The sequence below is a fragment of the Rhodococcus sp. PML026 genome, assembly GCF_000963615.1.
GTDB classification, from domain to species: domain Bacteria; phylum Actinomycetota; class Actinomycetes; order Mycobacteriales; family Mycobacteriaceae; genus Rhodococcoides; species Rhodococcoides fascians.
The window spans coordinates 368,915-387,643 of record NZ_KQ031375.1 but is presented as its reverse complement, the minus strand read 5'-3'; the positions used below and the strand labels follow the sequence as shown (position 1 = coordinate 387,643).

21 protein-coding genes and 4 tRNA genes are annotated in these 18,729 nt (G+C 65.2%); 15 read left to right on the top strand and 10 right to left on the bottom strand.

Translation table 11 applies throughout. The features are described from left to right. Both VF34_RS17260 and VF34_RS17255 read right to left on the bottom strand, forming a co-directional pair. Entirely contained in the window at nt 1–1,575 is a 1,575-nt protein-coding gene (locus tag VF34_RS17260; RefSeq protein WP_045841772.1) for an alpha/beta fold hydrolase, read from the bottom strand. A gap of 48 nt (nt 1,576–1,623) precedes the next feature. After that, complete coding sequence (locus VF34_RS17255; RefSeq protein ID WP_032370461.1) at nt 1,624–2,409, bottom strand: pyrimidine reductase family protein; 786 nt, start codon at nt 2,407–2,409, stop codon at nt 1,624–1,626. Between the two features lie 34 nt (nt 2,410–2,443). Between VF34_RS17255 and zapE the strand changes: the two genes are divergently transcribed. Further along, complete coding sequence (zapE, locus tag VF34_RS17250; protein ID WP_027496929.1) at nt 2,444–3,457, top strand: cell division protein ZapE; 1,014 nt, start codon at nt 2,444–2,446, stop codon at nt 3,455–3,457. A gap of 21 nt (nt 3,458–3,478) precedes the next feature. Here the strand turns inward: zapE and VF34_RS17245 are convergent, their stop codons facing one another. From VF34_RS17245 to VF34_RS17215, 7 genes are all read right to left on the bottom strand, one after another. Further along, entirely contained in the window at nt 3,479–4,006 is a 528-nt protein-coding gene (locus tag VF34_RS17245) for a GNAT family N-acetyltransferase (protein ID WP_045841771.1), read from the bottom strand. Next, on the bottom strand, nt 4,003–4,455 hold the full coding sequence (locus tag VF34_RS25620) for a hypothetical protein (protein WP_027496931.1): 453 nt from the start codon (nt 4,453–4,455) through the stop codon (nt 4,003–4,005). The genes VF34_RS17245 and VF34_RS25620 overlap by 4 nt, the downstream gene beginning before the upstream one ends. A 17-nt stretch (nt 4,456–4,472) precedes the next feature. Further along, nucleotides 4,473–5,180, bottom strand: a complete 708-nt coding sequence (locus tag VF34_RS17235; RefSeq protein WP_052718684.1) for an alpha/beta hydrolase family protein — start codon at nt 5,178–5,180, stop codon at nt 4,473–4,475. Next, on the bottom strand, nt 5,173–5,523 hold the full coding sequence (locus VF34_RS17230) for a hypothetical protein (protein WP_052718683.1): 351 nt from the start codon (nt 5,521–5,523) through the stop codon (nt 5,173–5,175). Before VF34_RS17230 ends, VF34_RS17235 begins: the two co-directional genes overlap by 8 nt. A gap of 126 nt (nt 5,524–5,649) precedes the next feature. Beyond that, nucleotides 5,650–5,724: transfer RNA gene (locus tag VF34_RS17225), tRNA-Val, on the bottom strand. A gap of 38 nt (nt 5,725–5,762) precedes the next feature. Next, nucleotides 5,763–5,833, bottom strand: a tRNA-Cys gene (locus tag VF34_RS17220). A 17-nt stretch (nt 5,834–5,850) separates the two neighbouring features. Beyond that, nucleotides 5,851–5,922: transfer RNA gene (locus VF34_RS17215), tRNA-Gly, on the bottom strand. 265 nt (nt 5,923–6,187) lie between these two features. Between VF34_RS17215 and VF34_RS17210 the strand changes: the two genes are divergently transcribed. The 9 genes from VF34_RS17210 (at nt 6,188) to pdxS (ending at nt 14,389) form a co-directional block, all read left to right on the top strand. After that, nucleotides 6,188–6,259 (top strand) — tRNA-Val (locus VF34_RS17210). Nucleotides 6,260–6,406: 147 nt separating this feature from the next. Then, nucleotides 6,407–6,799 carry a TIGR02611 family protein gene (locus VF34_RS17205; RefSeq protein WP_027496933.1) on the top strand — a complete coding sequence of 131 codons (393 nt, stop codon included), beginning with the start codon at nt 6,407–6,409 and terminating at the stop codon, nt 6,797–6,799. A gap of 101 nt (nt 6,800–6,900) precedes the next feature. Further along, complete coding sequence (gene thrS, locus VF34_RS17200; RefSeq protein WP_045841770.1) at nt 6,901–8,961, top strand: threonine--tRNA ligase; 2,061 nt, start codon at nt 6,901–6,903, stop codon at nt 8,959–8,961. A gap of 1 nt (nt 8,962) precedes the next feature. Continuing rightward, on the top strand, nt 8,963–9,517 hold the full coding sequence (locus tag VF34_RS17195; protein WP_027496935.1) for an ATP adenylyltransferase: 555 nt from the start codon (nt 8,963–8,965) through the stop codon (nt 9,515–9,517). Between the two features lie 25 nt (nt 9,518–9,542). After that, a complete protein-coding gene (gene pgsA, locus VF34_RS17190) occupies nt 9,543–10,226 on the top strand; it encodes a phosphatidylinositol phosphate synthase (protein ID WP_045841769.1) in 684 nt (227 codons plus the stop codon). Next, the gene (locus VF34_RS17185; RefSeq protein ID WP_045841768.1) at nt 10,223–11,128 is read left to right on the top strand and encodes a phosphatidylinositol mannoside acyltransferase; all 906 of its coding nucleotides are present in this window, start codon (nt 10,223–10,225) and stop codon (nt 11,126–11,128) included. The genes pgsA and VF34_RS17185 overlap by 4 nt, the downstream gene beginning before the upstream one ends. Further along, nucleotides 11,125–12,249: a glycosyltransferase family 4 protein gene (locus tag VF34_RS17180; protein WP_027496938.1), complete on the top strand. Its 1,125-nt coding sequence runs from the start codon at nt 11,125–11,127 to the stop codon at nt 12,247–12,249. The genes VF34_RS17185 and VF34_RS17180 overlap by 4 nt, the downstream gene beginning before the upstream one ends. Then, on the top strand, nt 12,249–13,274 hold the full coding sequence (locus VF34_RS17175; RefSeq protein ID WP_032365079.1) for an NUDIX hydrolase: 1,026 nt from the start codon (nt 12,249–12,251) through the stop codon (nt 13,272–13,274). Before VF34_RS17180 ends, VF34_RS17175 begins: the two co-directional genes overlap by 1 nt. Before the next feature lie 239 nt (nt 13,275–13,513). Further along, on the top strand, nt 13,514–14,389 hold the full coding sequence (gene pdxS / locus VF34_RS17170; protein ID WP_094652899.1) for a pyridoxal 5'-phosphate synthase lyase subunit PdxS: 876 nt from the start codon (nt 13,514–13,516) through the stop codon (nt 14,387–14,389). A gap of 22 nt (nt 14,390–14,411) precedes the next feature. Here pdxS and VF34_RS17165 read toward each other — a convergent pair whose 3' ends face one another. Further along, complete coding sequence (locus tag VF34_RS17165; RefSeq protein WP_231578239.1) at nt 14,412–15,065, bottom strand: nucleoside/nucleotide kinase family protein; 654 nt, start codon at nt 15,063–15,065, stop codon at nt 14,412–14,414. Between the two features lie 40 nt (nt 15,066–15,105). On the opposite strand from VF34_RS17165, the gene VF34_RS17160 reads away from it, so the two are divergent. From VF34_RS17160 to ruvA, 5 genes are all read left to right on the top strand, one after another. Next, a complete protein-coding gene (locus VF34_RS17160; protein ID WP_027496942.1) occupies nt 15,106–15,957 on the top strand; it encodes an acyl-CoA thioesterase in 852 nt (283 codons plus the stop codon). Beyond that, nucleotides 15,954–16,556, top strand: a complete 603-nt coding sequence (pdxT, locus tag VF34_RS17155) for a pyridoxal 5'-phosphate synthase glutaminase subunit PdxT (protein ID WP_027496943.1) — start codon at nt 15,954–15,956, stop codon at nt 16,554–16,556. The genes VF34_RS17160 and pdxT overlap by 4 nt, the downstream gene beginning before the upstream one ends. A gap of 88 nt (nt 16,557–16,644) precedes the next feature. Next, nucleotides 16,645–17,403, top strand: a complete 759-nt coding sequence (locus tag VF34_RS17150; protein WP_027496944.1) for a YebC/PmpR family DNA-binding transcriptional regulator — start codon at nt 16,645–16,647, stop codon at nt 17,401–17,403. A gap of 106 nt (nt 17,404–17,509) precedes the next feature. Then, nucleotides 17,510–18,127, top strand: a complete 618-nt coding sequence (gene ruvC, locus VF34_RS17145; RefSeq protein ID WP_032370470.1) for a crossover junction endodeoxyribonuclease RuvC — start codon at nt 17,510–17,512, stop codon at nt 18,125–18,127. After that, a complete protein-coding gene (gene ruvA / locus VF34_RS17140; protein WP_027496945.1) occupies nt 18,124–18,729 on the top strand; it encodes a Holliday junction branch migration protein RuvA in 606 nt (201 codons plus the stop codon). Before ruvC ends, ruvA begins: the two co-directional genes overlap by 4 nt.

Sequence of the window (18,729 nt, the reverse complement as noted above, 5' to 3'; positions counted from 1 at the left end):
TCAGGCCGGACAGACGGTGCCGTCGGTCGGAAGCGTCGTGTCTCGGGCGTAGGTGACAGCAGCACTCTGCAGGCACTGCGACCCGCCGATGCTCGGATGCCCGCTGCCCTGCCAGGCGGCCGACGCGACGGCGGCACCGGTCGCACCGATCAGGCCGGTGACCGAGGACAGGCCGCCGTTGCCGACGATCGGGTCGCCGGCGTTGGACAGAACCAGGACCGGAACGTCCAGCGAGGTGGGCAGTGGGACGGAGGGAGCTGTCGGCCAGGACGAGCACAGCAATGCCGTCAAGGCAGCATCGGTTCCGTAGATCGGGTAGCGGTCGGTCCACCCCGGCGCCAGGTCGCGGACGCCCTGCGGAGATGGCCACTGCTGCCCGTCCGTGCAGCGGGCGACGAACTGGCCGTCGGTGCTGTACGCCGCCCGGCCTCGTTCGGCGAGCGCTGCGAGCGCTGTCGTGTCGGAGGCGGCGGCAGCGGAGAGCGTCGAGGACAGATCTCTCGCCCGCGTCGACGCGTCTCCCGCGGTCGAAGCCAGGGCAAAGGTGATCGCGTCGAGAATTTCGTGTGTGGACAGCGGTGCGAATTCGCCGCCGGCGGCGCGCTTGATCAACTGTGCCACTGCGGCCGTCGGGTCACTTCCGAGCGAGCAGTTCAGCGCGACGCAACGCTGTGCGAAGGCAGCGAACGCCGCTTCCTTGCCCTGAGTTCGCTGCTCGGCGAGCGTTGCCTGGTCGGCGTTGACGCCCGTCGGCGAATCGAGGATCAGGCGCGCGACGTTGTCGGGAAACTTCGCGGCGTAGGCCATGGCGGTGAGAGAACCGTTTCCCGCTCCGATCAGGCCGATCCGGTCCACGCCCCACAACTGTCGAAGCCGATCGAGATCGTCCGCGGCGTACCCGGTGCCGAAGGCGAGCTCCTGCGGCTGCAGGGTGTCGGTGCATTCGATGGTGGCGTCTCGTCCGGCGTCGACCGCGCGGTCGACGGAGTCCGAGTCGGATCTGGAGAACTGTCCCAGGGCATCGACGGCAGCCTTGGTAGGCGCCTGGGGTGTGTCGTCGATGCAGTCCACGGCCGTCGAGCGTCCGATGCCGCGGCGATCCACGGCAACGATCGGATGTGCCTCGAGCAGCGTGGCGAGTGGGCCGGCGGCCATCGTGGCCAAGGTTGCGATGGACGAACGATCCGAACCGGACGTGAACACCAGGGGCCCGGCATCGACGGGTGTCCGGTCGAGCGTGGCCCGAAGCGCCCCGACGGCGAAGGTGCCGAACATCTGACCGCTGGCGTCGACATCGGCCTCGTACTCACCGCATTCGAGCGTCAGGCCCGGCGTGGTGGCGGTGAGCCCGAACATTCCGAGGGTGGCCGAGGTGCACTCGGACCAATCGAGGTCGGTGGTCGGAACAGCGAGTGCAGCCGGTTCGGGCGGGGTTTCGGGCGACGACTCGGCGGGCTGACCGGGCGAGCGCTGCTCCACCGCCACTTCGGGACGGATCGACGGGCCGCCTCCACAGGCCGCGCAGACCGTGGCGACGAGGAGTACTGCGGCGAGCAACGAACGTTTCTGCGTCACGGTGCGAGGCTATCTACTTTTGCTTCGCTGCCGCGCCCGCGTCTCTCGTCACGGCCGCACCCAGCGGGTCAACAGCGTGCCGTCGGTGTCGCCGAGCACGAGTGCGCGCTGCATGGACGTATCGGCGGCGTGTGCGGCATGGGCGATGCGGCCGGCAGGCCCACTGATCACCTTCGGTGAGATCGTCAGGCACACGTCGTCCGCCGCCCCGTCGGACACCAGCTGACCGAACAGTCCTGGTCCGCCCTCGCACAGCACGCGACCGAACCCGAGCTGGGACAGAGACTCGACAATGTCGGTTGTCGACACCGATTCGCCGGACACCTCGAGCACCGTCGCCCCGGCCGTCCGGAGTTCGCCTACCGCAGAGCGGTCCGCCGCGGCGGACGTGAGCACCACCGGCATCACCGCTGTGTCCGTCAGTAGGCGAGACCGCGCATCGATGGAGCCGGAGGCGGTGACGACCACGATGGTCGGCACCGATTCCTGACCGTTCGCCTGCCGGCGAGAGATGACATCGGGAGACAGGGCGACCCCGCCGTAGTTCTCTCCGCGCACGGTGCCGGCGCCGACGAGCACCGCATCGCACAGCTCACGCAGGATGCCGAACAACCGGGTGTCTGCCGGGGTGCCCAATCCGGCCGAGGCACCGTCGGAGGTGACGGACCCGTCGATACTGGAGACGAAATTGGTACGGATCCACGGTCGGCCCACATCGGTCGGGTAGGCATACAGCGATCGCAGACCGTCGTCGTCCACTTCCGTTCCGATGGCGGGGAGCGCTGCGGCGGCCTGCTCCGATGTGAAGTAGGTCCCAATATCGAGAAGCTGCATGAGTCACATGAGACCACGTCGTTACGCTCGATCAATGCCCGCACGCCTTGTCGACCGAAATCCCGTGGTCCCCTCCGATCAGCTGATCGCGCAGATGGTTCCGCCGGCGATGTTCGACGACGTCAGCTTCTCCTCTTACATTCCCGATCCCAAGGAGCCGACGCAGGCCGCTGCAGTCGCGAAAGCCGAGGAATTCGCGAACAAGGTGCAGAAGATTCGCGGCAAGGGCAAGCGCGGACTGTTCGGTAAGAAGACCCCGGCCACCGGTGCGGGGCTCTACCTCGACGGCGGCTTCGGCGTCGGTAAGACCCACTTGCTGGCCTCGATCTATCACAGCGTCCCCGAACCGAAGGCGTTCGGCACGTTCGTGGAGTTGACGCACGTCGTCGGTGCATTGGGCTTCAACAAGGCTCTCGAAGAGCTCTCGAACCACAGTGTTCTGTGCATCGACGAGTTCGAGCTCGACGATCCGGGCGACACGATGTTGGTCTCGCGACTGCTGTCGGAGCTCTCGCAGCGCGGCGTGTCCATCGTGGCGACGTCGAACACCCTGCCCGGCCAGCTCGGCGAAGGCCGCTTCGCAGCCGAGGACTTCCTGCGGGAGATCAAGAAGCTCGGTTCGATCTTCGAGTCCGTCCGCGTCGACGGTCCCGATTACCGGCACCGCGATCTGCCGCCGGCCCCGGAGCCGACGTCGGAGGGCGAGCTCATCGAGCGTGCCGACGGTATCGAGGGCGCGACCTTGGACGACTTCGACGACCTGCTGGCGCACCTGAGCACGCTGCACCCGTCGCGCTACGGCAAATTGTTGGACGGTATTCCCGCGGTGTTCCTGAAGAACGTGCACCCGGCTTCCGATCAGGCAATTGCGTTGCGACTGGTCGTCCTCGCCGACCGCCTGTACGACGCGGGTATTCCGGTGACGGCCTCGGGTGGAAAGCTCGACGAGATCTTCACCGAGGAGATGCTCGCGGGTGGTTACCGGAAGAAGTACCTCCGTGCGACGTCCCGTCTGCTCGCACTGTCTCGTTTCGCTGCCGTCGGCTGACCTGCCTCGGTCGAGGCAGGCTCAGAGCTGCACCTGCATGACGTAGTCGTCGTGCGTCCGGTCGCCGACGACGAACGTCTTGGTGCCGGCTGTCTCGAATCCGTGCTTGGCATAGAACTTCTGGGCGCGGACGTTCTGTTGGTTGACGCCCAGCCACGCCCCTCGGCACCCATGCCGACGAGCACTGTCCAGCGCCGACGTCATCAGGCGCGCTGCGACTCCGCCGCCGTGTTCGGTGGGTCGGACGTACAGCTTGCTGATCTCTACCGTCGGCTCGTGGGACAGCACCGAGCGGATGCCGGAGTCGGTGGGAGTGCCGAACACCAGCATCGCGTATCCGAGTACCTGTGCCTCGGCCGACTCGTCGAGCAGTACGGTCCTGTTCGGGTCGGCGATGTACGTCTCGAAGTGCTTGGCCGACAACACGTTCGAGATGAAAGTCTCGATATCGCCGGGTTGCGTTCCCGGTGGGCAGGCCAAGGGGAAGGTCAGTGCGGCCAGATCGGCGACTCGGTGCGCATCCGCCGGGCCCGCCTCACGAACGCTCACAGCTGATCGACGGCATTCTTCGCGTCCCGCAACGACAGTCCTGTTCGATCGCGCAGCAGCTTGATCGCCGCAATCGCTTTGCCTTCCGATTTGAGTGCCGTCAGTCGGGGGAGGAGGTCGTCCCATCGCACGGGACCCGAACTCGCTGCATCGAGAATGGTCGACGGGGGAGGAAACGGTGCTCCGCGTTGCATCGTCTCGATTGCGTTCTTGGCATCGAGCAATCCGGCACCGGTTCGATCACGGAAGACCTTGATGGCCTGAATCTTCTTGTCGGCGGCCAACAATCGGTGAATTTCTGCTCGCGCACCGTCGTCCAGTCCTACCAGCTTCAGGCTCTGGGACGTGGCACGCGATCTGTCCGGCTTTCGACGCGCGAGGAACCAGGCCGCGAGCACCGCGGTATCGACGAGGACCAGCGCAACGATGAACCATCCCCAGGTCGGCATAACGTCAGTACACCACTTCAGCGTGACGGGTCGAAGAGCGGGACGACGCCCGACGGATCGGCGGGCAGCGACTCGAACAGTGAGACAGCAGCATCGAGAGTCCGCTGCGCTGCGTCGTACTTCGCCGGTGCGAGATCGTGGCCTGCACCGTCGATGTCGATCAGCAGTGTGGGCGCGGGAACCATAGCGAACGCCGCCCCGAGTTCTTCGGTGGTAGCGAACGGATCCTTGGTGCCGTGCAGCACAACAGTGGGGGTACGTAGGTCGGGCAGATGGTGGGTCCGAAGCTTGTCGGGCTTTCCCGGTGGGTGCAGGGGATAGGACGTCAGCACCAGACCGTCCACGAGACCCGGCTGCTCCGACGCGATCATCGATCCCTGCCTGCCGCCGTACGAATGCCCGCCGAACACGACGAACCCGTCGGTTTCCGCACGTAGTCGATCGACGGCCGCGGCGATCCCCATCCGGTCCTCCTCGGAACGGGAGGGATGCGGAGGACCCTTGGCCTTGCGGACTCGGAACGGGAGGTCGAACCGCAACACCGTGAAGCCGGCCGCCGCCCACACCGACGCAATGTTCTGTAGGAGCACCGACCCACAGTTGCCGCCCGCACCGTGAGTGAGAGCGAGCCCTCCGCGCGACGGGATCGGCGGCGTGTGAAGAAACGCGACGCCCCCGCCGAGTTCGATGTCGGCGGGGGCGTCGGGAACGTCGTGTTCAGCCATCGGTCGAGGACGTTACCTTTTCGTCGCTGCCGGCGTGATGGGTGTCCGTGCTGTCTGTTTCGGAGCTGTCGGATGCATCCTGATCGTCGGCATCCACCATCTCCCCGTTGTCGTCGACCATGTCGGCAAAGGCTGTACCCGCGACGGTGCCGTTGGTTCCGGGGAGAGCCACAGTGGGCCGAGCGCCGGGTCGGTATCGGTCGTCGAGTCCCTCGACCGATTTCTTCGCTTCTTCGAGTGTGGCGTCGTCGACCTGAGGCTCTTCGCTGTCGGTCGCGCTACCGGGGCCGGCCGTGTCGGTGGGTGTTTCGTCCGTGGGTGCACTGCGAGCATCGTCCGACACGTGAGTGTCCTTCCATCGAAGTGTGTGCGTCGTCTCCACTGTGCACTTCTATGGCGTGAATCACCACCGAGACTGGGCAAGACACAAAAAAGGACCCCCTCGAAAGGGGGTCCTTTGTTCTGACTGTGGTGCGCGATACTGGGATTGAACCAGTGACCTCTTCCGTGTCAGGGAAGCGCTCTCCCGCTGAGCTAATCGCGCATGTCCTCGCATCGGCCTTCGCAACCGATGCACTAGCGAGGTGGAGACGGGAATCGAACCCGTGTGCACGGCTTTGCAGGCCGTTGCCTCACCACTCGGCCACTCCACCATGGGTCGAGACCCTCGAGCGGATGACGGGATTCGAACCCGCGACCCTCACCTTGGCAAGGTGATGCGCTACCACTGCGCCACATCCGCATACCCCGGAGGCGATCACTGCTGGGCAGTTGCTGTCTCCGTGGTGCGGGGAAAACATTAACCCAACGGGAGTGAAACTCACAAATCTCGTGGTCAGCCCCAGAATTCGGGTCTCTGGCGGCTGTGAACCGTGTGAAAGATGGGGTCGGACCGGGTCCGGGGGAGCGAGCTCTGCGCTCGACACGGGCGTCGAATGCGACATCGACGAGCCGGAGCAGGCGATTCGATCCACTGCGCCACCTCGTGTTAATGTTTTGCCTCGTTCGGTCCCGTGGCTCAGTGGAAGAGCGTCCGCTTCACACGCGGAAGGTCGCTGGTTCGATCCCAGCCGGGACCACAGACGAAGAAAGCCCGCACCGCTTGTCGGTGCGGGCTTTTTCGTGTTCCGTCCCGGTAATCTGACCCGGTGAGCACCGACGGATCCACGTCCCGCGAGGCGGACGGCAAGACCAGCACAGCGGACTCGAGTGGTCCGGCAGAGCAGCTGGCGAAGAAGCATCGACGGTTTCGGTCTCGCATCGCCGAGAACAAGTCGCTCGATCTCGCCTACCGGATCACTGTCGGTGTCGTCGGAGCTCTGGTGTTGGCGTTGGGTGTGCTGGCCATTCCGTACCCCGGCCCCGGCTGGCTGATCGTTTTCGCAGGACTGGGCATCCTGGCCTCGGAGTTCGAGTGGGCCAAGGGCGCGCTGCGCTTCGTCCGCAAGAGGTACGACGCGTTCATGGCCTGGTTCTCGAAGCAGTCGATCGTCGTCAAGGGACTCGGCGTGTTGTTCACGACGGTCGTCGTGCTCGCAACACTGTGGCTTCTGGGTACTTTCGCACTGGTCGGAGGTTGGCTCGGCCTCGACTGGACGTGGCTCGAGAGTCCCTTGTGACGCACGCGCCGCGCTGAGGGCCGCGCGGTGGCCCGTTGCCGATAGGCTGTCGGAGGCCTTCCTGGCCAGATGAACCGATCGAGGAGTACATCGCTGTGAGCATGCCCGTTGTCGCCGCCGTCTCGCCCGCCCGCATCTCGGTGCAGGCAGGAACGACCGCAGGTACGGCGCTACGCGACACCGGTCTGCCGAACAAGGGTCCCGACGCGATCGTCGTCGTGCGAGATCCGGAGGGCAAGCTCCGTGACCTGTCGTGGGCTCCCGACTCCGATGCCGAGGTCGAGCCCGTGCCGGCCAACACCGAGGACGGGCGAAGCGTCATCAGGCATTCGGCTGCGCACGTTCTTGCTCAGGCCGTTCAGGAACTCTTCCCCGATGCCAAGCTGGGCATCGGACCGTTCATCAAGGACGGCTTCTACTACGACTTCGACGTGAAGCAGCCGTTCACCCCAGAGGATCTGACTGCACTCGAGAAGAAGATGAAGCAGATCGTCAAGTCCGGGCAGCGGTTCTCGCGTCGGGTATACGAATCGGTGGATCAGGCCCGTGAAGAGTTGGCGAACGAGCCCTACAAACTCGAACTGATCGACGACAAGTCCGGGATCGACGATCCCGAGGTCATGGAAGTCGGCGGGGGAGAGCTCACCGCGTACGACAACCTCAATCCCCGTACCGGTGAACGCATCTGGGGCGATCTGTGCCGCGGCCCGCACATCCCCACCACCAAGTACGTGCCGGCGTTCAAGCTCACCCGCAGCTCGGCTGCGTACTGGCGGGGCAACCAGGACAACGCCGATCTGCAACGCATCTACGGCACCGCCTGGGAGTCCACCGAGGCGCTCGATGCGCATCTCGAGTTGCTCGCCGAAGCCGAACGTCGTGATCACCGCAAGCTCGGTTCCGAGTTGGACCTGTTCAGCTTTCCCGACGAACTGGGTTCCGGTCTTCCGGTGTTCCACCCCAAGGGCGGCGTCATCCGCAACGAACTCGAGAACTACTCGCGGCAGCGCCACATCGAAGAGGGCTACGAGTTCGTCAACACCCCGCACATCACCAAGGGCCATCTCTACGAGGTCTCCGGCCACCTCGATTGGTACCGGGACGGCATGTTCCCGGCGATGCACCTGGACGCCGAACTCGACGAGAACGGCGACGTGCGCAAGCCCGGCCAGGACTACTACCTCAAGCCGATGAACTGCCCGATGCACAATCTGATCTTCCGCTCCCGAGGGCGCTCGTACCGCGAACTGCCGCTGCGTCTGTTCGAGTTCGGAACGGTGTACCGCTACGAGAAGTCCGGCGTCATCCACGGTCTGACCCGAGTACGCGGCATGACTCAGGACGACGCGCACATCTTCTGCACTCGCGACCAGATGCGCGACGAGCTGACTCGTGCTCTGGAATTCGTTCTCGGACTGCTCAAGGACTACGGACTCGACGACTTCTACCTCGAACTGTCGACTCGCAATCCGGCGAAGTCCGTCGGCAGCGACGAAGTTTGGGAGGAGGCGACCACCACCCTCGCCGAGGTGGCCGCGGCGTCGGGTCTCGATCTGGTGCCCGACCCGGGCGGTGCCGCGTTCTACGGTCCGAAGATCTCGGTGCAGGCGAAGGATGCGCTCGGCCGCACCTGGCAGATGTCGACCATTCAGCTCGACTTCAACCTGCCCGAGCGTTTCGAGCTCGAGTACACCGGTTCCGGTGGTACCAAGGAGCGCCCGGTGATGATTCACCGTGCCCTGTTCGGATCCATCGAGCGGTTCTTCGGTGTGCTGACCGAGCACTACGCCGGTGCTTTCCCGGCCTGGCTGGCGCCCGTGCAGGTCGTCGGAATTCCGGTGGCCGAGGTGCATCAGGACCACCTCTTCGCGGTGGTGAAGGAACTGAAGAAGCGCGGAGTCAGGGCCGAGGTCGATGCGAGCGACGACCGAATGCAGAAGAAAATCTTCAATCAGACAGCGCAGAAGGTCCCGTTCATGCTGCTGGCCGGCGAGCGCGACGTCGAAGCAGGTGCCGTCAGCTTCCGATTCCGGGACGGCACTCAGGTCAACGGGGTTCCGGTGGCGGAGGCCGTGACCGTGATCACCGAGTGGATCGCCGCGCGAAACAACGCATCACCGACCGCCGAACTCGTGCAGACCAGTACCGCCGGAGTGAGCTGACATGGAAGAACACGACGAGTCGATCGTCGCCACCGGTGCCGGTGAACCGGATCGGCTGCAGCGATTGTGGACTCCCCATCGGATGTCGTATATCGCCGAGGCCCCACAGGGTTCGGCGGAGGGTTCGGCGAAGTCGACGGAGCCGTTCTCCGACATCCCGAAGATGACGGACGAGGACGGACTGGTCGTCGCGCGCGGCGAATCGGTGTATGCCGTACTCAACCTGTACCCGTACAACCCCGGCCACACGATGATCGTGCCGTACCGACGTGTCGCGGCGCTCGAGGATCTCACGCCCGCCGAGAGCTCGGAGCTGATGGCGTTCACGCAGAAGATGATTCGCGTGATCAAGCGAGTGTCGAGCCCGCACGGTTTCAATGTCGGCCTCAACCTCGGGGCGGCTGCAGGCGGTTCGCTGGCCGAGCACCTGCACCAGCACATCGTGCCGCGGTGGGGTGGTGACGCGAACTTCATCACGGTGATCGGCGGTGCCAAGGTGATGCCGCAACTGCTCCGCGACACTCGGGCCCTGCTTGCCTCGGCCTGGAACGAATGAACCACCGGCAAGGGGAGAGTGCGGCGTGCTGAGCATCTTCGGCCGTGCGCCGGTCTCGAAGTTGACGGCCCCGTTGGGCCGAGCGCTCAACAGCACCGGCCTGACTCCGGACTCGGTGACAATCATCGGCACGGTCGTCACCGTGACCGCTGCGGTGACGATGTTCCCTGCCGGCTACCTGTGGTGGGGCTCGATCGTCATCACCCTGTTCGTTCTGTTCGACATGCTCGACGGTGCGATGGCTCGCGCACGCGGAGGCGGCACCAAGTACGGTGCCGTTCTCGACGCGACGTGCGACCGCGTTGCGGACGGCGCGATCTTCGGCGGCTTGGCCTGGTGGGCCGTGTATTCCGAGAACGACAAGCTACTGCTCGTTGCCACTCTCGTCTGCCTGGTCACCTCGCAGGTCATCTCGTACGCCAAAGCGCGCGCCGAGGCCAGCGGCCTGTCCGCGGACGGTGGTTGGATCGAACGACCCGACCGCCTCGTCATCGTTCTGGTCGGGGCCGGGCTCACCGGTGTCGGAAGACATTTCGACATACCGTGGCTGGACAGTCTCATCTATCCCGCAATGTGGATTCTTGCCGCGCTGAGCATCGTGACCGTGTTCCAACGAGTGCTCGCCGTCCGCGGATCCGAGGGTGCCCGCGACATCATCGTGCCGCCGGCTCCATCGGTCTCCGACGACGGCGGTGTGGAGCCGTCATGAATCTGTCGGAACGCGCGTCCGACGCCGGGTACGCCGCGGGGTGGCGTCTCGTCCGGTCGTTACCCGAGGGTGTCGCCCGTCGGTTGTTCGACCGCGGTGCCGACTTCGCCTCGTCCCGTAACGGCGGCCCGGATCAGCTGCGCCGCAATCTCGCTCGGGTGCTGGGGACCACGGCGGAGCAGGTCCCGGATGACCTGATCCGAGAGAGTGTTCGCTCCTACGCCCGGTACTGGCGTGAGGCATTCCGGCTGCCGTCGATGGACCTGACCGCTCAGGCGGCCGTCATCGATCGATGCGTGTACGGCAAGGAACATCTCGAAGCGGCGCTCGGTGCCGGCAAGGGAGTGGTGCTCGCACTACCGCACAGCGGCAACTGGGACATGGCCGGAATGTGGTTGGTACGAACGCACGGTGGCCTCTCGACCGTGGCCGAGAGGCTGAAGCCGGAGTCGCTGTACCAACGCTTCGTGGCGTATCGCGAGAGCCTGGGATTCGAGATCTTTCCGCTCAGCGGCGGCGAGCAACCGCCCCTGCTCGCGTTGTCCGACAGACTGCGCCAGAACAAGGTGGTCTGCCTGCTCGGCGAACGAGACCTGGCCAAGCACGGAGTACCGGTGACCTTCTTCGGGGAACCGACACGAATGCCGGCAGGTGCGGCCAAGCTCGCCATCGACACCGGTGCCACGCTGCTCCCGGTACACGGCTATTTCGACGGCGACGGTTGGGGATTCGACATCTCGCCCGCGGTGGACGTCTCGCAGGGAGTAGCCGCTGCGACACAGACGGTTGCGGATCATTTCGCCGCCGGAATCCGCGCTCATCCCGCCGATTGGCACATGCTGCAGCCGCTGTGGATGAGCGACTGGTCGGCAGAGCGACGAGCCCGAATCGAGGGCACATGAGAATCGGCATGGTGTGCCCGTACTCGTTCGACGTGCCGGGCGGAGTACAGGCCCACGTCCAGCAGCTGGCCGAGGTCTTCATCGAACGCGGTCACCGGGTCAGCGTTCTGGCTCCCGCCTCGGACGGCGTCGAGCTCCCCGAATTCGTGGTGTCGGCCGGAGAAGCCTTGGCCATTCCGTACAACGGGTCGGTCGCCCGGCTGCGATTCGGCCCGGTGACGTACTCACGGATCCGAAAGTGGATCTCGGAGAACGACTTCGACGTGCTGCACATTCACGAGCCCAATGCGCCGAGTCTGTCGATGCTGGCACTCAAGGCCGCGGACGGCCCGATCGTGGCCACGTTCCACACATCCACCACCAAGTCTCTCGTGCTCAGCACGTTCCAGGGCGTGCTGCGGCCCTATCACGAGAAGATCAGCGGCCGGATCGCCGTGTCCGAGTTGGCACGGCGATGGCAGGTCGAGGCGCTCGGGTCCGATGCGGTCGAAATTCCGAACGGAGTCGACGTGCCGGCGTTCGCCGACGCAGACGTGCTCGACGGCTATCCACGTCCGGGCCGGACAGTGCTGTTCCTGGGCCGCTTCGACGAACCGCGCAAGGGAATGGCCGTGCTGCTGGGCGCGTTACCGGCCCTCGTCGAATCTCACCCCGACATCGAAATTCTCATCGTCGGCCGGGGCGACGAGGACAAGCTCCGCAAGGAAGCAGGTGCGCTGGCCTCGCATCTGACCTTCCTCGGCCAGGTGGACGACGCGACGAAGGCTTCCGCGATGCGTAGCGCCGACGTGTATTGCGCCCCCAACCTCGGCGGCGAAAGCTTCGGCATCGTTCTGGTGGAGGCGATGGCAGCCGGAACCCCCGTGGTGGCAAGCGAACTGGACGCTTTCCGTAGGGTCCTACGCGACGGCGCATGTGGCCTGCTGGTTCCGATCGACGATTCCGCGGCACTCGCGGCAGCCGTCACCTCCATTCTGTCCGACGACGCCGTCCGCGAGCGTCTCGTCGACGCCGCCTCGGCGGCCGTGTCCACGTACGACTGGCCTGTCGTCGCCGAGCAGATCCTGCGCGTGTACGAGACGGTCACCCTCGGCGGGCAGAAAGTGCGAGCCGCGAGCTGATGACACTGTCTGCCGTCACCATCCTGGTTCTCGGACTGATCGCGGTTCTGATCCTCGTCGTCGGGCTGTGGGCCTACGGAACCGCCAACCGACTCGATCGGCTCCACGTTCGCACAGACCTCGCCTGGCAGGCCCTCGACGCCGCACTCGCGCGCCGAGCCGTCGTCGCGCGAGCCGTGTCGGCCGCCACCCGCGGCTCGGTGTCGTCGAGCAAAGAGCTTGCTGCACTGGCAGATCGAGCCGAACGCGCCGACCGGTCTCAGCGGGAGGAAGCGGAGAACGCGGTGTCCATGGCACTCGCCGTTGTCGAACCGGCTGCGCTGCCACCACAACTGGTCGCCGAACTCGCCGACGCCGAAGCACGCGTGTTGATCGCACGACGCTTCCACAACGACGCCGTCCGAGACACCCTCGCTCTGCGGGTTCGCCGTCCGGTGCGGTGGCTGCATCTCGGCGGCACCGCGGCCCTGCCGTCGTACTTCGAGATCGCGGAGCGCTCGGCCGCGGCAACGTTCGGTAGTGAGACCCGGGCGACGCCGCGTACCTCTGCGCGGGTGGTGTTGCTCGACGAGCGTGGCCGTGTCCTGCTCCTGCGTGGACACGACCCCACGGTGCCCGAGACGTTCTTCTGGTTCACCATCGGAGGTGCGGTGGAGAAGGGGGAGTCCCTTCGCGAGGCCGCGGTACGCGAAGTGCACGAGGAGACCGGCCTGACCGTCGACGCGTCCGACCTGCGCGGACCGCTGTGGCGTCGAGTCGCGACCTTCCCGTTCAACGGAACGTTGATCCGGTCCGAGGAACTGTTCTTCGCACATCGGACGCAGGAGTTCGAGCCCGAGAGTGCCGGGTTCACGGACTTCGAGCGACGAACCGTCACCGGGCATCGCTGGTGTACCGAGGCAGACATCCGGGCACTGAGTGCGGTCGGCGAGAACGTGTACCCACAGGATCTGGCCGAACTTCTCGACGAGGTCAACGTAGCGCTCGCGCGACGTGGCGACCCGGACGTCAGGGCCATCCGCTGACAATCTGGACCTTTCCGACCAGTCCAGCAATCTTCAAGTGGTTATGGGAAACGGCGCGGTAGCGGCCTACAGTTCTGGGCGCGTCGCCGCGCCGGCCCGCCCCTTCGCGGGCAGGGCCGCGGCTCTGCGCGAAGATCCGGACTGCCGAGAACACAGGAGTTGGCTTGAGTACCCCACACGCCCCCAATTCGCCCGCTGCTTCCACTGGATCCGCTGACGGCGGGTCCAACGAGAACGGAATCGGCACCGCTCGCGTCAAGCGCGGTATGGCCGAGATGCTCAAGGGCGGCGTCATCATGGACGTGGTCACCGCAGACCAGGCGAAGATCGCCGAGGATGCCGGTGCCGTTGCCGTCATGGCGCTCGAGCGCGTTCCCGCCGACATCCGCGCGCAGGGCGGGGTGTCGCGGATGAGCGATCCGGACATGATCGACAGCATCATCTCCTCGGTCAGCATTCCGGTGATGGCCAAGGCCCGCATCGGGCACTTCGTCGAGGCGCAGATCCTGCAGAGCCTGGGTGTCGACTACATCGACGAGTCCGAGGTCCTCACCCCGGCCGACTACGCCAATCACATCGACAAGTGGAATTTCACCGTTCCGTTCGTGTGTGGTGCCACCAACCTGGGTGAAGCACTGCGTCGAATCACCGAGGGCGCAGCCATGATTCGCTCCAAGGGCGAGGCCGGCACCGGCGACGTCTCGAACGCGACGACCCACATGCGCAAGATTCGCGACGAGATTCGTCGTCTCACATCACTTCCCGAAGACGAGCTCTACGTCGCGGCGAAGGAATTGCAGGCTCCGTACGATCTCGTCGTCGAAATCGCCCGTGCCGGAAAGCTGCCCGTCACGTTGTTCACCGCCGGCGGTATCGCCACCCCGGCCGACGCAGCGATGATGATGCAACTCGGTGCCGAGGGAGTGTTCGTCGGATCGGGAATCTTCAAGTCCGGCAACCCGAAAGAACGTGCCGAGGCAATCGTCAAGGCCACTACCTTCTTCGACGACCCGGATGTCCTCGCCAAGGTCTCCCGTGGACTCGGCGAGGCGATGGTCGGCATCAACGTCGACGACCTGCCCGTCGCACACCGTCTCGCCGAGCGCGGTTGGTGACCGTCCTCTTCCGGCTGCGCAGCTACTGACTGCTTTCCAGTGCCGGGCGGTCCGGATGGTCCCACCGGACCGCGAAGTCCGGCCGCTCGGCGTAGTCGTCGATCGAGTCGTAGTACTCGAGCAGTGCCGTGCAGGTCCATTGGTCGGCCGTGTCGGTTCTCCGACGCAGCGCACCCTCGGACAACCGCAACTGCACTCGAAGATCGACGTCCAGTCCTCGGCCCAGCAGCATCGGGCCGGCAATCAGGACTATGTGATTCGGCGCGGCCTCGACGGTACGAGCGCGGGCGGATCGATCGGTTGCCTCATCCCACAGACGCGGCAGATAGTGACCTCGGCCACCGGAACGCAGCGGCGCGATGACCTCGCGGATCACGGCATCGTAGTCGAACCACACAGTGCGGTAGCTCAATTCGTCCGTTCGCGAATACTCGAATCGAATGGACGCCGGCCGGACGTAATCGTGCAGGTCGACGACGTCGGCAGGCCTGCCCTGTGCGCGGGCGTGTTCGGCTGTGTGAGTGGCGAACTCGACCGGCTTCGCGGCGTCGGCACCGTCGACGACAACGATCGTTCGCGACCCGGCGGGGCACGCATCGACGATCGACCTGGTCAGAAGATCGGGAAATATCGGTATCGGTTGACCCACACCGACCATCTTGCCTGGTCCACTCATTGTTAGCCTGAGCCGTTGTCACAGAAAGGTGGACACAGCCATGGCCAGCATCGAGGACATTCTCGAATTGGAACGAATCGAGAACGACATCTATCGGGGACGCACGTTCCCGAGCCGGCTGCCGCGGACGTTCGGCGGCCAGGTTGCCGGCCAGGCGCTCGTCGCGGCCGTGCGCACCGTGGCACCCGAGTTCCGCGTGCATTCGCTGCACGGCTACTTTCTCCGGCCGGGTAACCCGAACGAGCCGGCCGTGTTCATGGTCGATCGTATTCGGGACGGCCGGTCGTTCTGCACCCGTCGAGTGACCGGAATTCAGCACGGCAAGGCCATCTTCACGATGTCCGCCTCGTTCCACGGCGACGACGACGGGATCTCCCATCAGGACCTCATGCCCGAGGTGGTCGGACCGGAATCGTTGCCCGACCCGACCACTCTGGCGGAGTACGACACCTCCTACTACAAGGAGTGGTCCGAATGGGACATCCGTCTCATTCCCGACGATCAGACCGTCAAGCATCCCAGTTTCGCTGCGCAGCAACGGGTCTGGTTCAGGTACCGCGACACGCTGCCCGACGATCAGGTGTTCCATGTCTGCGCGCTCGCCTACATGAGCGACATGACGCTCATCGGATCGGCCAAGGTGCCGCACCCGGACGCCGTCACGCAGACGGCCTCCCTCGATCACGCGCTGTGGTTCCTCAGGCCGTTCCGAGCGGACGAATGGCTGCTCTACGACCAGACGTCGCCGTCCGCTGATTTCGGACGAGCACTGGCACAGGGGCGAATCTTCGACATCTCCGGTCGTATGGTCGCCGCCGTCGTCCAAGAGGGACTGATGCGCTTCGAGCGGGACACCTCGAAGCCACACGTCGATCCCTTCGGATTGAAGTGACGCCGCCGACGATCGGCGTACTCGCACTGCAGGGCGATGTTCGCGAGCACTTGGCCGCACTGGAGTCGAGCGGTGCGCACGGAATCACCGTGCGGAGGCCGGACGAACTCGCCCGAATCGACGGGTTGATCATTCCCGGCGGCGAATCCACGACGATGAGCACTCTGCTCGGTGTATTCGATCTGCTCGGGCCGCTGCGCGCTCGTCTGGCCGAGGGTATGCCCGCGTACGGATCGTGCGCGGGGATGATCCTGTTGGCGTCGGACATTCTCGACACCAGGCCCGACGCGGAACACCTCGACGGTCTCGATATCACCGTGCGCCGCAACGCTTTCGGCCGACAGGTCGACTCGTTCGAGACCGATCTCGAATTCGCCGAGATCGAGGGCGGACCGATGCGCGCAGTGTTCATTCGTGCGCCTTGGGTCGAGCGTGTCGGTGCGGACGTCGAAGTACTCGCCACCGTCCCGAACGGGCCAGCTGCGGGCCGCGTGGTTGCCGTGCGGCAGAACCGAGTGCTGGCCACCAGCTTCCATCCCGAGGTCACCGGAGACGATCGAGTGCACCGACTCTTCGTGGACATGGTGCGCAGCGCGTAGAAACCCGTAATCGCCGGTTGGGGCGGAGCGATGACACGGGCGAGTAAAGTCGACAACACCGAATTCGAGCAGGAAGGGGCTCTATCGCATGAGCGGCCACTCAAAATGGGCCACCACCAAGCACAAGAAGGCGGTGATCGACGCCCGACGCGGCAAGTCGTTTGCCAAGCTCATCAAGAACATCGAGGTGGCGGCCCGCACGGGTGGTGGTGACCCCACGGGCAACCCGACGCTCTACGACGCCATCCAGAAGGCGAAGAAGACGTCGGTTCCCAACGACAACATCGAACGTGCGCGCAAGCGCGGAGCCGGCGAAGAAGCGGGCGGAGCCGACTGGCAGACCATCATGTACGAGGGTTACGGCCCCAACGGTGTCGCCATCCTCATCGAGTGCCTCACCGACAACCGCAATCGTGCAGCAGGCGAGGTTCGAGTAGCAATGACTCGAAACGGCGGAAACATGGCCGATCCGGGTTCGGTGTCCTACCTCTTCTCACGCAAAGGCGTCGTGACGCTCGAGAAGAACGGACAGAGCGAGGACGACGTGTTGATGGCGGTTCTCGAGGCCGGTGCCGAGGAAGTGAACGACAACGGCGACACGTTCGAGATCGTCAGTGAGCCGACCGATTTGATCGCAGTGCGTACCGCACTGCAGGACGCGGGCATCGACTACGACTCCGCGGAGGCGAGCTTCCAGGCTTCGGTCAACGTCCCGGTGGACGCAGACGGAGCGCGCAAGGTCTTCAAGCTGATCGACGCCCTCGAAGACAGCGACGACGTGCAGAACGTCTGGTCCAACGTCGACCTGTCGGACGAGGTCATGGCCGAACTGGACGACGAGGACTGACCCGGTCCTTTTGCTCACGGTGATCGACCGGGTGTCGTAGCCCTGATCCGTCGGTGCGCTCCGCTACGCTATCGAACAACAGTTCGTAAGCGGAAGGTGTGGTGGCGTGCGGGTGATGGGTGTCGACCCCGGTCTCACCAGGTGTGGGCTCAGTTTGATCGAGGGAGGCGTCGGTCGCACAGTCGTCGCTCTCGACGTGGATGTGGTCCGGACTCCCGCCGACATGGATCTCGCGCAGCGTCTGCTGCGGATATCCGAAGCAGCGGAATACTGGCTCGATACACACAAGCCGTCGGTCGTGGCGATCGAGCGAGTGTTCGCTCAGCACAACGTACGGACGGCCATGGGCACCGCGCAGGCAGGCGGCGTCATCGCACTGGCTGCGGCCCGGCGCGGTATCGACGTCTGCTTCCACACTCCCAGTGAGGTGAAGGCAGCCGTCACCGGCAACGGTTCGGCCGACAAGGCGCAGGTCACCGCCATGGTCATGCGCATTCTCGGGCTGCAGACCGCGCCGACTCCCGCTGATGCCGCAGATGCGTTGGCTCTGGGTATCTGTCACTGCTGGCGCGCCCCGATGATCGCCCGGATGGCCAAAGCCGAGGCGATGGCCGCCGAACAGAAGCGCAAGTACGACGCGCGTCTGGCCGAGGAACGCAAAGCTCGCGCCGCCGTGGCGCGCAAAATCGAGAAACTGGCCAAGAAGGAGGCGGGCGCACGGTGATCGCATCCATTCGCGGGTCGGTGATCGACATCGCTCTCGATCACGCAGTACTCGAGGCGGCCGGTGTCGGATATCGCGTCAATGCCACACCGGCGACGTTGGCGACGCTGCATCGGGGGAGCGAGTCCACTCTGCTCACCACCATGATCGTTCGCGAGGACTCGCAAACGCTGTACGGGTTTCCCGACAAGGAATCACGTGAGCTGTTCGAGCTGCTGCTCACGGTGTCCGGAGTCGGGCCACGAATTGCGATGGCCACACTTGCGGTACACGAACCCGACTCCCTGCGAACAGCTTTGGCGGACAGCGACATCGGGGCCCTCACCAGAGTTCCCGGTATCGGCAAGCGCGGGGCCGAGAGGATGGTGGTCGAGCTGCGAGACAAGGTCGACGCCGTTGTCGGCCGCGCCGGCAGTTCCGCGGTGCCCGGTTCCGGGGCCGGCAACTCGATGCGCGATCAGATCGTCGAAGCCCTGATCGGTCTCGGATTTCCGGCGAAGCAGGCCGAGGAGGCCACCGACGCGGTACTCGCACAGCAGCCCGAGGCCACGACGTCCACCGCACTGCGGGCCGCGTTGGCGTACCTCGGTAAGTCCAGGTAG